The sequence below is a fragment of the Marinicella pacifica genome, assembly GCF_014636635.1.
GTDB classification, from domain to species: Bacteria; Pseudomonadota; Gammaproteobacteria; order Xanthomonadales; family Marinicellaceae; genus Marinicella; species Marinicella pacifica.
Window position 1 is genome coordinate 177,368 of sequence record NZ_BMEO01000004.1, and the last position, 16,064, is coordinate 193,431.

General features: G+C 45.4%; 11 protein-coding genes and 1 tRNA gene. 2 read left to right on the plus strand and 10 right to left on the minus strand.

Translation table 11 applies throughout. The features are described 5' to 3' along the window. Window position 1: 1 nt before the first annotated feature. Window positions 2-670 (plus strand): CAP domain-containing protein, encoded by a 669-nt coding sequence (locus tag IEV16_RS06575; protein ID WP_188364879.1) that lies wholly within the window; start codon window positions 2-4, stop codon window positions 668-670. 87 nt (window positions 671-757) lie between these two features. Next, a complete protein-coding gene (locus tag IEV16_RS06580; RefSeq protein ID WP_188364880.1) occupies window positions 758-2,095 on the plus strand; it encodes a TonB family protein in 1,338 nt (445 codons plus the stop codon). Window positions 2,096-2,228: 133 nt separating this feature from the next. On the opposite strand, the gene IEV16_RS06585 is transcribed toward IEV16_RS06580, so the two are convergent. The 10 genes from IEV16_RS06585 to IEV16_RS06630 form a co-directional block, all read right to left on the minus strand. Beyond that, window positions 2,229-3,122, minus strand: coding sequence for a hypothetical protein (locus tag IEV16_RS06585; RefSeq protein ID WP_188364881.1), 894 nt, complete (start codon window positions 3,120-3,122; stop codon window positions 2,229-2,231). 699 nt (window positions 3,123-3,821) lie between these two features. Next, on the minus strand, window positions 3,822-5,921 hold the full coding sequence (pnp, locus tag IEV16_RS06590; protein ID WP_188364882.1) for a polyribonucleotide nucleotidyltransferase: 2,100 nt from the start codon (window positions 5,919-5,921) through the stop codon (window positions 3,822-3,824). Between the two features lie 113 nt (window positions 5,922-6,034). Then, complete coding sequence (gene rpsO, locus IEV16_RS06595; protein WP_188364883.1) at window positions 6,035-6,301, minus strand: 30S ribosomal protein S15; 267 nt, start codon at window positions 6,299-6,301, stop codon at window positions 6,035-6,037. 157 nt (window positions 6,302-6,458) lie between these two features. Beyond that, window positions 6,459-7,409 carry a tRNA pseudouridine(55) synthase TruB gene (gene truB / locus IEV16_RS06600; protein WP_188364884.1) on the minus strand — a complete coding sequence of 317 codons (951 nt, stop codon included), beginning with the start codon at window positions 7,407-7,409 and terminating at the stop codon, window positions 6,459-6,461. A 13-nt stretch (window positions 7,410-7,422) separates the two neighbouring features. Further along, window positions 7,423-7,791: a 30S ribosome-binding factor RbfA gene (gene rbfA, locus IEV16_RS06605; RefSeq protein ID WP_188364885.1), complete on the minus strand. Its 369-nt coding sequence runs from the start codon at window positions 7,789-7,791 to the stop codon at window positions 7,423-7,425. A 6-nt stretch (window positions 7,792-7,797) separates the two neighbouring features. Further along, on the minus strand, window positions 7,798-10,485 hold the full coding sequence (gene infB, locus IEV16_RS06610) for a translation initiation factor IF-2 (RefSeq protein WP_188364886.1): 2,688 nt from the start codon (window positions 10,483-10,485) through the stop codon (window positions 7,798-7,800). A gap of 82 nt (window positions 10,486-10,567) precedes the next feature. After that, window positions 10,568-12,049: a transcription termination factor NusA gene (gene nusA / locus IEV16_RS06615; protein ID WP_188364887.1), complete on the minus strand. Its 1,482-nt coding sequence runs from the start codon at window positions 12,047-12,049 to the stop codon at window positions 10,568-10,570. After that, the gene (gene rimP / locus IEV16_RS06620; RefSeq protein ID WP_188364888.1) at window positions 12,042-12,509 is read right to left on the minus strand and encodes a ribosome maturation factor RimP; all 468 of its coding nucleotides are present in this window, start codon (window positions 12,507-12,509) and stop codon (window positions 12,042-12,044) included. The genes nusA and rimP overlap by 8 nt, the downstream gene beginning before the upstream one ends. A gap of 223 nt (window positions 12,510-12,732) precedes the next feature. Further along, window positions 12,733-12,809 (minus strand) — tRNA-Met (locus tag IEV16_RS06625). Between the two features lie 130 nt (window positions 12,810-12,939). Beyond that, the gene (locus IEV16_RS06630; protein WP_188364889.1) at window positions 12,940-16,035 is read right to left on the minus strand and encodes a TonB-dependent receptor; all 3,096 of its coding nucleotides are present in this window, start codon (window positions 16,033-16,035) and stop codon (window positions 12,940-12,942) included. Window positions 16,036-16,064 lie beyond the last annotated feature (29 nt).

Below are 16,064 nucleotides of genomic sequence, written 5' to 3' on the forward strand. Positions count from 1 at the left end.
CATGCACCCGCTCAACAAGCAAACATTCAAACGATTACATGGCGTGATGAGTTTGCTTGTTGTTATTGGATGTTGCTTAAACACAGCGCTTTTCGCTGATTCAGATTGTGGCAACAACCCACAGGCAGTGCAATTAGCTCAATTGATCCGTCAACACCCACATCAGACCAGAACAACAATCAAATGCAATGCACTTTTAACAAAAATTGCAGAACAAAAGGCCCAACTTCTGAGCGAACACAGTATTCTGATGCACAACATCGGTCGTTTATCACCCAACCAGAATTTACAAAAAAACGGCTATCCACTCAGTAAAGATTATTCGACAATTGGCAACCAGGTAGAAGCCATTGCTGCAGGAAACAAGTACGCACATGAAACCTTCGAACAATTGCTGAATAGTGAGAACCACCGCCATTTACTTCTGGGCCAGCAGCTTTTTTATCAATACCAGAATGAACTTGGCGTGGCTTACGTTCGAGAGACAAAGAGCCCCTATGACTATTATTGGGTGATTTATATCGCCGATCACGACCACCGACCCAAACCTGAGTCCGAACTTACTGTCATCTCCGAATTTAAACTTGACTTACCAGAGTACAAGACTTCAATTCGAGAACGGCACCGTCAATCAAGAGCCGGCCGCCCTTTAATGACCACAGACCAATGATTTTTTAGTTAAAACTGTGAACTCGGTAAACACATAAATTAATCACTTCTCTATAATATATTACATTCGTTTATGAAGAAGAAATCAATGAAAATAGCATCAATTTTGTGTTTTTTATTAAGCACTTCCGCTGCTTCTGCCGATTTTTTGGATGCCGGTGAAGCCTATGAACAAAAAAACTACCCAACCGCTTTAAAAGAATACCAGGCTTTAGCAAAACTCGGCCACCATGAAGCCCAACATAATCTGGCGGTGATGCATTATTTGGGTCAAGGTACGGACAAAAATCCGGTTCAAGCTTATGCCTGGGCCACATTGCTCAATACTGCCGATGACCCCAAGCTTCATGTTCTGCAAAATAAAATTAAAGACACCCTGACTGAAGCACAATTGAATGAAGCCGTCAAACAAGCGGAATTACTCCATCAAGAATATGGCAAGTCAATAATTTCTGAGCGCTTAGCTCCACCTGAAACCCCGGTGTCAACTAACGCATCGGCGCATTCTGACTACAACCTTAAACTGGTCAAAACTCAGGCGCCCAGCTACCCGTATAAAGCCCTTAAAAAAGGACAACAGGGTTGGGTAACCACCGTGTTTGAAGTTCATCCCGACGGTTCACTCAGGCGGCCGGTGATTGCCACCAGCTATCCCGAGGGCATCTTTGAAGAGGCCACCTTAGAAGCCCTGCGAAAATTTCGTTTTAAGGTGACTTACCAGGATGGCATCAAACCCTATCCGATTGCTGTCTCCCAAACCATGGTTTTTTCTTTAACAAACAGACAGTCACGTTATGAAGATGTTTACAAAGAACGATTGAAAACCCTGAAAGATCTCAGCGCGCAAAATCATCCCGATGCTTTTTATCACCTGGCCATGGCCATTGATAAAAACAGCCCGGTTAATAAATCATTGGATTTAAAATCAGATCAGGCAAGCATTAATCAATGGTTATTTAAAGCGGCGCAAAGCGGCCAAATCGATGCGCAGTATCAACTTGGCAATAATTTATATAGCGGCAAAGGTGGCTATCAGGACCGTAAAAAAGGTGTTCGGTGGCTTTTAATCGCAGCCGAAAACAACCAAGCTCAGGCTGCGCGCCGTCTGTCACAGATTTTCAAAACCAGACCGGACATGAACCCGACCCAACACCCTACTCATTATTGGCTGGCTCAGGCTGCTGAACAAGGTGATTTGGATGCCCAATTAAACTATGCTGAGTGGTTGGCTGATAACAGCGATGATTTGGCACACATAAACCATGCGTTGGACTTGTTAGATGCCTACGCTGAAGAACGACCTGAAACGGTCATCTGGTATCGAACCGCCGCCCAATTGCATGAAAAGTCCGGTAATGAGAAACTCGCCAAAAAACACCACAAAAAAGCCAATCGTCTTGCCAAACGCATGGGCTGGGATGATTAAAGTACCAGATAAAAACAACAAAATTAATATTGTCATGCATACTGGTTAACTATTGGAAAGACCAATACCAATTATCAATAAGCACAAAAAAAGCGCCCTGAGACGCTTTTACAAGGTATTGTTCATTATTTAGTTATGACAGTACCCATTTACGTCGGACCGTCCATAACAGTCCCAATGACAACAAAATTATACCAAAGGTGCCTAATCCCGGTACCGGCATGGCGGGCGTTGGCGGTTGACCGGCCGCATCTGTATCAATCATCAAGTTATCCATATCAGCCGTTTCGCCTGAACCAAATTGGAAATTATCATTATAAAAAACCACTTGTTCCACATTGTCAGACGCTGATAACATCGTGGTTTGTGTCCAGATTAAAGTACCGTCTAAATAATACTCAACACCCGCTGTACCACCCGGATTGGTGACCACTTCAAAATTAAAATAGCTATTCACGGGCCACGCCACGCCAGTGTCCTCATAGGCAAAACCACCACCCAAATCATCGGCCACAAAAATATTGCCCTGCCAATCAAAATTAACATTCCATGTTGCAAATGTTAATGATGGCGCTTGACCAATTAAATAATAATCAGAACCGCCTGAGCTCGAAATCATAAAATCCGCATTGACTCGGTTTTCAACACCGGCCGGTTGCGGTCCTAAATCGGGGCTAAAACCACCCACATCAGTACCCCAGGATATACTTGTATCTTCGGCCATTCTGAAATGCTGTGAGCCCGAAGCCGGGTTGCTGTTATCAATGGTTGGTTCTACTGAGCTGTTTGCAAAAACGGTCCAACCGGCCTGACCACCTAAAAACCCCAAACTAAAACCTTCACTGGCTTCAAAGCCATGGCTATCCACTAAAAACGGGGTGTTCACTGAAGATAACTGTCCATCTGGGCTCAGGGCCTCAATTGTGACGGCACGTTCTGGCTTCGTTGTTGGTTTATTCGCGCTAATCGCAGCCCATGATAAAGTGGTTAACATAATAGTTAACGTTACTTTAGATATTTGATTCATAAATTCTCCAAATTTTTCATTGTTAATTAAAATCGCTTTGCTAATATAACGAAATGTTAAGAGAATGTAAATCAATTCACAGGATATTTATTATGTTTTATTTATTTCTTTTCTTTTTGCTTAAAACAACAAGTATAAAAAACCCGCCGAATGACGGGTTTTCAGTGAGGTTAGGTTGTGTTGAATCCTAAACAGCCTGAGCGAATCTGAGTGTGGAGATCAAGGCGGAAGCTTTTATCCGAAGGCCTGAGCGCACGAGTCGTGCGTGAAGGTCTCGGGTAAGCGCTTGCAACGCAGAGATCCGCGCTCAATTTAGAGTCCTGAGCGAATCTGAGTGTGGAGATCAAGGCGGAAGCTTTTATCCGAAGGCCTGAGCGCATAAGTCGTGCGTGAAGGTCTCGGCTAAGAGCTTGCAACGCAGAGATTCGCGCTCAATTTAGAGTCCTGAGCGAATCTGAGTGTGAAGATCAAGGCGGAAGCTTTTAACCGAAGGCCTGAGCGCACAAGTCGTGCGTGAAGGTCTCGGCTAAGAGCTTGCAACGCAGAGATTAGCGCTCAATTTAGAGTCCTGAGCGAATCTGAGTGTGGAGATCAAGGCGGAAGCTTTTATCCGAAGGCCTGAGCGCACAAGTCGTGCGTGAAGGTCTCGGGTAAGCGCTTGCAACGCAGAGATCCGCGCTCAGATTCGCTCAGGAGGATTTATTCTGGCTTATCAAGCAGAGCTTTCATCGATAAACGCACACGGCCTTGTTTGTCCACTTCCAAAACTTTCACCCGAACCATGTCACCTTCGGACATTTTATCGGTGACTTTGGCAACGCGTTCGTGGCAGATTTCAGAGATGTGCACCATACCATCCTGACCGGGCAATAGGTTCACAAAAGCACCGAAATCCATTATTTTGACCACTTTACCTTCATAAACAGCACCCACTTCCACTTCAGCGGTGAGGTCTTCAATGCGTTTTTTCGCCGCATCGGAGTCCTGCTGATTTATCGCCGCAATGGTCACCGTGCCATCATCATCAATATCGATGGTGGTATTGGTTTCTTCGGTCAGGGCACGGATGGTGGCGCCGCCTTTACCAATGATATCGCGAATCTTATCCGGATTAACCTGAATGGTTTCTAAGCGTGGCGCATAGGCCGACATTTCTTCACGAGGCGACGAAATAACTTTGTTCATTTCAGCCAAAATAAACTGCCGACCGGCGGTGGCCTGGTGCAAAGCTATTTCCATGATTTCAGAAGTAATGCCCTCAATCTTAATGTCCATTTGTAAAGCCGTGATGGCATCTTCGGTTCCGGCCACCTTAAAATCCATATCACCGAGGTGGTCTTCATCACCCAAAATATCTGACAGTACGGCAAAATCATCGCCTTCTTTAATCAGACCCATGGCAATGCCGGCCACCGGTGCTTTTAAGGGAATACCGGCATCCATCATCGATAAGGATGAACCGCATACAGACGCCATGGAACTGGAGCCGTTGGACTCGGTAATTTCCGAAACGATACGTTTCACGTACGGAAAATCTTCTTCTTTTGGCACGACTGCCATTAAACCGCGTTTTGCTAAGCGACCGTGGCCAATTTCGCGGCGTTTTGGACCTCCCATGAAACCGGCTTCACCGACACAAAACGGCGGAAAATTATAATGCAACATGAAATCGTCTTTGGTTTCGCCTTCAATACCATCAATCAACTGGGCATCCCGACCGGTGCCCAACGTGGTGGCGACAATGGCCTGGGTTTCACCGCGGGTGAACAGGGCTGAACCATGCGCACGCGGCAACAAGCCCACTTCAACATGAATTGGACGCACTGTGTCTTTATCACGACCGTCAATCCGTTTGGCACCGGAAATAATTTTTTGGCGCACATGTTGTTTTTCCAGTTGACCCAAGGCTTCAGCCACTTCCTTGGCTTCATATTTGGCGTCTTCTTCGCCTTCAGGACAAAAATGATTGACCACATTCTCGCGTAATAAAGCCAGCGCATTGTATCGGTCTTCTTTGACCTGGTTGGCAAAAGCCGCTTCAATGTCGGCACCAAATTCGGATGATATGGCATTGAGTAAATCTTCATTGGTCTCAGGCGGCTGCCATTCCCAGCGGGGTTTACCCACATCAGCAGCCATTTCTTTGATGGCATCAATGGCCACCTGCATCTGTTCATGACCATAATTAACTGCTCCCAACATTTGTTGTTCGGTTAATAAATCCGCTTCTGATTCAACCATCAACACGGCTTTGTCGGTTCCGGCCACCACCAAATCCAATTGTGAGCTTTCCAATTGCTCTAAAGACGGATTTAATAAATACTCACCGTCTTTGAAACCGATGCGGGCGGCACCGATTGGGCCGTTAAACGGAATGCCGGAAATTGCCAGGGCTGCCGAAGCACCTAACAGGGCCGGAATATCCGAATCAATGTCTTTATCAAAGGACATCACCTGAGCAATCACTTGCACTTCGTTTTTAAATCCATTGGGAAATAAGGGCCGAATGGGGCGATCAATCAAACGACAAATTAAGGTTTCTTTCTCCGTGGGACGGCCTTCACGCTTAAAGAATCCTCCCGGAATGGCACCGGCGGCATAGAATTTTTCCTGATAATTCACTGTTAACGGGAAAAAGCCCTGGTTTGGATCGGCTTCTTTTTTTCCCACCACGGTCACCAATAAAACAGTGTCTCCCATGGTGATTTTAACGGCACCGGTTGCCTGGCGTGCAATTTGACCGGTTTCTAATGTGACGGTATGACGGCCGTACTGAAATTGTTTTGTGTATTTATTCATTTTTCTCTTCCTGACCTACTTATTGGCCTGTTAACTTTTCTATTCTCTTCTCCAATCTTGCAGGCTCCCTTGAACCTACAAAAAACCCCCTAAAGCGGGGGTTTTTGCCAATCTTATCGACGCAAGCCAAGACGCTGAATCAGGTTTTGATAGCGTTCTGCATCTTTGCGTTTAGTGTAAGCCAGCAATTTACGGCGTTGGTTAATCAGTTTTAATAAACCGCGCCGTGAGTGGATGTCTTTTTTATGGGTTTTAAAGTGGGTGGACAAATTGTTAATCCGAGCGGTTAACAAGGCCACTTGAACTTCCGGTGAACCGGTGTCGTTCTCACTTGTTTTGTATTCGTTAATAATCTCTTGTCTTTGTTCAACTGTAATCATCTCTTGTCTCGTTGAAGGGGACGTTGTGTCCCGTGAAAAAATTGCCGGGAGGCCGTCAGACGAATCGCACCACCCAGGTAAGCCGCGTATTCTAAAGGCTTAGCAGTTTAAACACAAGCTTTTGTGGTATTTTTCATGGCCTTGCAGAGGCAAAATATCAGCGCTCAATTTGATCCGCATTCTGAGATTGTTGGTAGGATTTCATAAATAATTTATGCACACGCAGTGATTTATTAAACACTTTCCCCATGCCCATAAATAAGCCGTCAACATCATATAAGCGATGCATGCCGTTGCCACACGCCACTGCTGCCTGTTTACCATGAATCAGGTCTTGCGCTTGTTGTGGATTAAGGCTTATCTTCGGATATTCAATCAGTGCTGCATCAGCCGGCAGTAAAAATTGCTGCGGGCAATCACTTTGTTGCAATTGCGTCAGCGATTGCATATCAGCGCCGTCAAACACACCACTTTGGGTACGGTGTAAGGCATTGAGATGCGCCAGGGTGTCCATTTTTTCGGCCCAATCCTCAATCAGTATGCGGATATAGGTGCCCTTAGAACAATGTATCTGAAAAGTGACTGTCATGGGTCGGATGTCCGTATTAATGCTTATATAATCAAAAGCATGTATATGGACTTTCCGGGCCGTGCGATGTACTTTTTTCCCTTCACGCGCCAACTCGTATAATCGCCGCCCCTGATGATGAAGCGCTGAATACATCGGCGGCGTTTGGTAGATTTCTCCGGTTAACTCGTCACAGGCTTGCTGGATTTGTCGGACGTTAAAATCGGGCACGGATTTTTCCATTTCAATGCGCCCAGTGGCGTCACCGGTGTCGGTCCTGGCGCCCAAAACGGCTGTCGCCACATAGGTTTTATCGGCGTTAATCATGAGATCAGCCACTTTGGTGGCATCACCGAAACAACAGGGCAATAAGCCGGTGGCCATCGGGTCTAAATTACCGGTATGACCGGCTTTATTGGCTTTGAGCAAATGTCGCACTTTTTGCAAAGCCTGATTGGAGGTGATGCCACCGGGTTTATTTAATAACAATATACCGTGAACATCGGTGAAATCTTGTTTGCGGCTGCCACGACGGCCCATATTAATGACTCACTTAATCCTCTTGTTGCGGATCACTGGCGCGGGCTTGCTTAATCAAGTCCTCCATTTTGCGGCCGTACTCTAAAGAATTGTCGTATTTAAAGCGCAATTCCGGTATCTTTCGCGCATGTAACTCAGATGCCATCACTTTCCGCAATGCGGCGGCATTGGCTTTCAACGTATCCAGGGCCAATCGTTCCTGAGCCGGATCCAATGTGTTGATATAAACCGTGGCCACGGACAAGTCCCGGGTTACCTCGACATCAGAAATGGTGATGAACGAGGTGTCCTCATCCGGTAAGTTTTGATGAATCGCGGTGGCGAGTGTGCGTCGCAATTGCGCCGCCACCCGATCACTGCGGGTAAATTCTCTGTGTCCCATAGTCTTTTAATCCAACGTTTTTTGTACTTCAATTCGTTCAAAGCACTCAATTTGATCGCCCACCTGGACGTCTTTATATTGCTTCACGCCGATACCGCATTCAGTCCCTGACTGAACTTCTTTAACATCATCCTTGTGACGACGTAAGGATTCTAATTCACCTTCAAAAACCACCACATTGTCTCGCAGAACGCGGATGGGGTTGTCTCTTTTCACCACACCTTCAGACACCAGACAACCTGCAATGGTGCCGAATTTTGATGATCTGAAGACATCACGCACTTCTGCGATTCCAATGATTTCTTCTTTGGTTTCAGTGCCCAGTACACCGGTCACGGCGGCTTTCACCTGATCAATGGCTTCATAAATAATACTGAAGTAATGCAGATCCAAATCACTTTCTTTAATGGTTTCACGCGCCACCTTATCGGCCCGCACGTTAAATCCGATAATAATCGCATTGGATGCCGCAGCCAATTGGGCATCCGCATTATTGATACCACCCACACCGGACGAGATGACTTTGACTTCCACTTCTTCGTTGGAAATTTTTTCCAACGAATCTTTAAGGGCTTCAACCGAGCCTTGAACATCCGCTTTAACAACAATATTCACGGTGATGCGCTCTTCCTGTCCCATTTGAGACATCAGATTTTCCAGCTTAGCTGCCTGTTGTCGTTTTAAGCGCGTTTCACGTTCTTGCTCACGGTTTTCCTGAGCTGCTTCACGGGCTTCTTTTTTGTTTTTCACCACCAGAAATTCATCCCCGGCGGTGGGCACGCCTGATAGACCCAGTACCACAGCCGGTATCGACGGGCCGGCAGATTTAATGTTCTGACCATTTTCATCAATTAAACTACGAATACGGCCATATTCTTCACCACATAAAATCATGTCGCCTTTTTTCAAAGTACCACTTTTTACCAACACCGTAGCAACCGGGCCACGGCCTTTATCCAGTGATGATTCAACCACAATGCCGGTGGCAGCCGTGTTTTTAACCGCAGTCAGTTCCATGACCTCGGCCTGTAATGAAATTGCTTCCAGCAAATCTTCAATACCTTGACCGGTGTGGGCGGAAACTTCGATAAATTGAGTATCTCCACCCCAGTCTTCAGGAACCACTTCATGGGCGGCTAAATCTTGTTTGACTTTGTCCACATTGGCTTCGGGCAAATCAATTTTATTGATGGCCACAATAATGGGTACCCCTGCCGCTTTGGCGTGATCAATGGCTTCTTTAGTTTGTGGCATCACACTGTCATTGGCTGCCACCACCAAAATAACCAAATCGGTCACCTGAGCACCACGGGCACGCATCGCAGTAAACGCGGCGTGGCCGGGTGTGTCAATAAATGAGATAACCCCTTTGGGTGTTTTTACATGGTAAGCACCGATGTGCTGGGTAATCCCACCGGCTTCATCACCGGTCACTTTGGTTTTACGGATATAATCCAGTAAAGAGGTTTTACCATGATCCACATGGCCCATGACCGTGACCACCGGTGGTCTGGTTTCGGCTTCTGAAGAGTCGATTTCTTTTTCTGTTTCTTCTTTGAGTTTTTCGGCCTTACTTTGAATGACCGCTTCTTCAGCTTTATGACCCAACTCTTCCACCACCAGGATGGCTGTATCTTGATCCAGCGGTTGGTTGATGGTCACCATCATGCCCATATTCATCAATACTTTAATGACATCGCTGGCCTTAATAGATAATTCCTTGGCCAGATCAGCGACCGTGATGTGCTCGGGAATGGCCACGGTTTTAACCACCGGTGCTGCCGGTTTCTGGAAGCCGTGAGATTCACTGGCCGCCGTGGTTACTTTCTTACCGCCGCGGCTTTTGCCGCCTTTGACATGCAGTTGTTTACGACCGTAACGGGTATCACCATCATCATCTTCGGCATGTTTTCTGCCTTTGCGGCCACGAGAAGGCTTCTCTGATTCACGGCGCTTACGGTTGGCACGTTCCTGTACCGCCTTTTCCACCTGCATTCGCACCATTTGCTCACGACGTTGTTCTTCGAGCTCTTCCTCGCTTAAGCTTTCTGCACTGTCTTTATCAGAATGCTCGCTCTCTTCGGTGTCTTCTTCAGCGCTGTCATCTGATTCAGCGTCTTCTGAAACGTCGGCTTCAACATCTTCATAACCTGTCTCATCATCCGTTGTTTCAGCTTCTGCTTGCGCTTCAGCTTCAGCCTGTTCTTTGGCTGCCTGCGCCGCTTGTTCTGCGGCTTCAGTCCGACGCCGTTCTTCTTCAATTTTTTCCCGGGCGGCTTGTTCTTTGGCTTTTTCTTCTGCTTCTAATTGTTGACGACGCTCCTCCAATGCCCGCCGTGCAGCTTCGCGCTCCTGTTCGATTTCAGCCATTTCAGACTGGCTGGGTGCGACAGAGCGTTTTTTCTTTTTAACTTCAATGTTGACGTTTTTAGTCTTGGAAATGCCTGAGCCGCTGGAAACGGTCAGCACTTCTTTGGATTTACGCTTTAACACCACTTTTTTTCGTGGAGACAGACTTTTTTTCTCTTTGCCATGGGCACCCCGCAAAAATTCCAAAAGTTTAACTTTGGAATCGTTGTCTATGGTGTCGGTTTCAGACTTTGCCGGAATATCAGCCGACTTGAGCTGCTCCATCAGCTTTTCGACAGAAATCCCCAAGACTTCAGCAAGTTGTTTTACAGTTACATCTGACATACATGTGTCTCCAAAAATGTGTGAGGGTTTGTGTTATTCAAATAATCAAACAGTTGATTTGTTCATGCACAAAACACTCTATTTATTCGAACCAGTGTTCTCTGGCTTGCATAATTAATTCTGAGGCGGCCGATTCATCCATATCAATAAGCGCCATCAACTCATCGGTGGCCAGATCCGCGAGATCATCGCGCGTCCTGATGCCTTTATCTGCCAATCGATAAGCCAACTTATCATCCACTAAAGCCAGATCCAATAAATCCTGGCTGGGTTTGTTGTCTTCCAGTTGTTCTTCTTTGGCAATCAATTGGGTCAACAAAGCATCACGCGACCGGCCCCGCAATTCATCCACCAAATCTTCATCAAATCCATCAATCGCCAGCAATTCGCTTCGATCCACATAGGCAATTTCTTCAATGGATGTAAAACCTTCTTGCACCAGCAGCACGGCCAGATCTTCGTCCACATCCAGTTTTTCTTCGAATTCTTTGACGTAAGCCATGGCTTCGGCCTCATTCTTTTCTTCGGCTTCACCGGTGGTCAACACATTAATCTCCCATCCGGTTAATTCACTGGCCAAGCGTACATTTTGACCGCCCCGGCCAATGGCCTGTGACAGCTGACTTTCATCCACCGCCACATCAATGGTGTTTTTTTCTTCATCGACCACAATGGATTCAATTTCAGCCGGTGCCATCGCATTGATAATAAACTGGGCCGGATTTTCATCCCATAAAACAATATCAATGCGTTCACCACCGAGTTCATTCGCCACGGACATAACCCGTGAACCACGCATACCGACACAAGCGCCAATGGGATCGAGTTTCTTGTCGTGTGAAAAAACCGCAATTTTAGCCCGTTGGCCCGGATCCCTTGCGGCCCCTTTAATTTCTAAAAATCCTTGCGAAATTTCAGGCACTTCAATTTTAAACAGTTCAATCATAAACTTGGGATCGCGGCGTGATAACGTCAAAATCGGACCTCGATTTAAGGTGTTGACTTCAATCAACAAGCCTTTCAAACGGTCGCCGTTTTTAATATTTTCTCGCGGAATGGCATGTTCGCGCGGTACGATTGCTTCCACACCGGCACCAACGTCAATAAAAACATGACCACGCTCAACCCGTTTAACAATACCGGACAACACCTCTCCAATCCGGTCTTCATACATGTCAACCACTTTAGCACGTTCAGCTTCTCTGACTTTTTGAATAATCACCTGCTTGGCTGTTTGGGCTGAAATACGACCAAAGGAAACGGATTCTAATTCTTCTTCAATGGTGTCGCCAATCTGTAAATTGGGATCAGTTTTGTGCGCTTCTTCCAGGGTAATCTCACGTGCCGGCTCTTCTAATTCATCCGCTTCAACCACTGTCCATACCCGAAAACTGTCGTATTCGCCGGTATCACGGTTGATTGCCACCCGCACATCAATGTCTTCGTCATGATCCTTTCGGGTTGCCATCGCCAGGGCCGCTTCCAGGGCACCAAATATAACACTTCGATCCACATCCTTTTCATTGGACACACTGTCGACAACATATAAAATTTCTTTACTCATTTTCAACTCCGTCATACTGCGGTTGTAAGCGTGCTTTCATCACATTATTTATATTAAAGCTGTATTCACCCAGCTCATTTTCCAGGGTGATGTCATCTTCACTCACTGATTTGATGGTGCCAGTTATTTTACGGGAACCATTGATTGGTTGGGCTAATTTGACTTTAGCCTGATGACCTAAATAATCATTAAACTGATTCGCATCAAACAATACCCGATCTAAGCCGGGCGATGACACCTCTAACACATACGCACTCTTTATAGGATCTTCAACATCAAGGATTGCAGATATTTCACGACTACAATCGGCACATTGATCCACAGAAATACCTTGCGGATGGTCGATATAAATGCGCACCAGTGCACCTGACTTTTGCGGCAGATATTCAATGCCCCATAAGTCAAACCCAAGGTCTTCAACCACCGGTTGAATAATTGTTGTTAATTGTTTCTGTTTCATAGCGTTTGTTAAAAGTCACGGCCACATTTTCTGGCACACTTATTTTTGAGACCTCATGGCCTTCAATCAATGGGTGATTTTGTCAAAATTGACTTTTATGGCGGTCATCACCAGCGCCACATTGCAGCTGCTGAGATGTTGATTGATGCTGATAAATCAGCAGTTGCATGATTTTAACAACAAAAAAGGCTCCACCTGGAGCCTGATTTATCGTAAATTCGATTGGTTGCGGGGGTAGGATTCGAACCTACGACCTTCGGGTTATGAGCCCGACGAGCTGCCAGACTGCTCCACCCCGCATCATCAAGATGGCTTATTCTACTATAAAAAATCCCATTTGCAACCGTAATTTCAAATATCCTGATTTTAAAGTAGGCTTAAAAAAAGGGTGGCCAAAGACCACCCTTTTAATGACACTATTAAATGCCGTTTACCAGTCTAAACGGAAACCCAATTGGGCGCGCCATTGTGATTGGCTTCGTGCAGTAAAGAATCGAGGTGCACCAGCAAAACTTAACTCATAGACTCCATCTTCAATTCCCACAATACTGGCAATACTTTCCCCATCAAAACTGGCATTGTAAACTTTACCCCAGTCAGAATTTAGCAAGTTACCTAAGTTTTTAATATTAAAGAACAAGGTAGCACGAACCGGGCCCCAGGCAGGCAGTTCTTGTGAGACATTTAAATCCCATAAATTTACACGTGGTGTTTTAAAACCATTGCGTGGCGCTATTCCACCACGATAAGCTGCTAAACCAGAGGATTGCAAGAACTCTTCAAATCCTGACTCTGATGAATCTGCTAATATATATTCACCTGGCAAAGGAACGTAGAACAAATCATTATCTCTAATTCCATCTCCATTTATGTCCCCATAAACATCGTCTCGGCCATCGCCATCTAAATCTCTATTACCGTATGTATAGGAAAATGGTTCGCCATCACGAGACTCCCATACCAAACCGATGTTGGTGTAGGTGTCACCGAAAAACATACGGCGGTAGCTTAAGAAGAAACGGAATGAATTTTCAATCTCATAAGCCGATGTCGCTTCTAACACTTCATTTGGATTAAAGGCCGGGGTGTTATTCCAGTTTGAAATCGCCCGCGATGAGGTTCCGGCACTGACTTCAGTGGCATCGGTGTAAGTATACGCCGCTTTGGCATACCAGTGTTCCGTTTGTGGCAATTCCAAACTAATGGTGGCACGCTTGGTTTCACCTTTGTCTGTATTGGTTAAATACAAGACATCATTGAAATCAGGATTGGCATTGGCACGTGCATCACTTCGTGTATTAGAAAAATCATAGGGGTCACGTAAGTATGACAATCGACCATCAGGCAAGGTACCGGTTGGGTCACCCAAATTCAAATGTTGGAAATGCACCGCATCACGGTCTTTAATGTATTCCAGTTCGGCCGAAGCAATCAAACCATACCACGGTAACTCAACATCCACGGCAATATTAGATTTTAACTTGGTCGGCGCTTTGAAATTAGGATCTAAGACATCCACATCCTGGGTGGCACGACCACTGAAAATTGGCTGATTATCAGGATCCGGCGTGAAAATAACATCCGGTCCAAAGTTGCGATAAACATTAATATCACCACCGGTATTAGTATAAGAGTTGGTCAACCACACATTAGGTGTTCCACCTGAGAATAAACCAACACCACCGCGCAATTGCATATAACGCTCGTCGGACATATCATAGTTAAAACCAATTCGAGGCTGTAAAATACCTTCATCAATCACACCATTATTAGGAAAGCCAAAGGCCGCCGAAAAATCTTCGTTGAGACGTGGAGGCTGATCCACATCGGGTTTATCCCAACGCAAACCATATTGCAAAGTCAAACGATCAGTGACTGCCCAGTTATCCTGAATAAATAAGCCTGTATTTGACCATGTCCATTCTGCTGCTGGCAATGGATTATTTGGATCTGAACCAACTCTATATTGATAAAAATCATGGATACCATTGCGGTAATCTTCAATGGAGTTAAACACATATTCACCTAATGAAGCGAATACAAATTGGTTGTAAATATCTTGCTCGCGCCAATCCACACCAAACGTTAGATTATGATTTCCCATAAAGTAATTACCTTCAGCGTAGAACACATCGGTGTTAACATTCAACACATTGGCATGACGAAATAATTCGGTTCCTAAATAAACAGATTCATCATCGCCTACTTCAATTTCAACTTGCGGAAGACGCGCGTAATTATTAGGCTGTTTGTCAAACTCAGAATTAGAAAACCGAATTTCTGTAGAGAAATTTGCTGTCCAGTCGCTGTACAGGTTTAAGTTATAAGACTTGTTTTCAAAGTTATTATCATACCAGTGAGAACTAAGAGACGCCTCACGTCCACCATAGTCGGCATAAATTGGCTCTGAATCTTCATTATTTTGGTACTTAAAAGAAGCGCGATGATAATCATTAATGTTCCAATCCAATTTCAAAACCACAGACTCTTCTTCAATCACCTGATTGCGAGGCGCATTGGTTAAACCTGCATCAAACCCCCATACATTTTGAGAAATATCTGCAATTTCCTGAAGCACAGAATCTTCAATAAAAGTGGTATTCCCTAATTCCGTGGTTTCTTCATTTTCATATGCCAGAAAAAAGAATAACTTATCTTTAACAATGGGACCACCGACAGACACAGAATATATTTCTTTGGAATAATCGTCATCATTACGTTGCAAATCTTCATTCGAGTAATATCCGGCCACTCGACCAGTAAACTCATTAGTACCTGATTTTGTCACCGCATTGATGTTGGCACCAGTAAAGTTTGACAAAGTCACATCGTAAGGAGACAACTGAACATTAAGTTCTGCAATTGTGTCTAAAGAGAATGGTTGTGACAAACCAGGTGAACCACCAGCTTCCAAACCAAACGGATCGGAAATAGACACCCCGTCAATAGAAATTTGGTTAAAACGATTATTCACACCGGAAACGGAAATACCGTCTTCAAAACCACGAATATTTATACGAGAATCTAAACGCACAAAATCCTGAATATTACGATCAACCGTCGGCAAGTTTGTGATTTGCTCTCCAGTGATTGTGGTACCGGTACCCATATTATCCGGGTTAAAGGTGGCCGATTGCGCAGCCACGCCGACGGCTTTAACACTGTCTAAGGCAATGGCATCTTCCACTAAAACTGCATTGATGGCTCGGTCTTCACCCAATTTAATAAAAATGTTACCTTCTTCGGCGGTGGAGTAGCCCGATTTACTGACTTCTATTTGATACGGACCACCGACCCGTAAACCGCGAAACGAATAGCGGCCGCTGTCAGAAGTGGCGACTGATTTCACCTGACCGGTCGGCTCATGTCTGACAGTCACCTCGGCACCTGCCAACGGATTACCGTCAGAATCAACGATGATGCCGTTGATGGCGGCCGCTGTTTCTTGCGCCATGCTCGCACCAAAGGGAACCATCAGCATTATCAATGCTGCCAGCACCCATTTATTCAATTTAAAATTTCTCATTGCAAAACCCTGTTTAAATTAACATAATG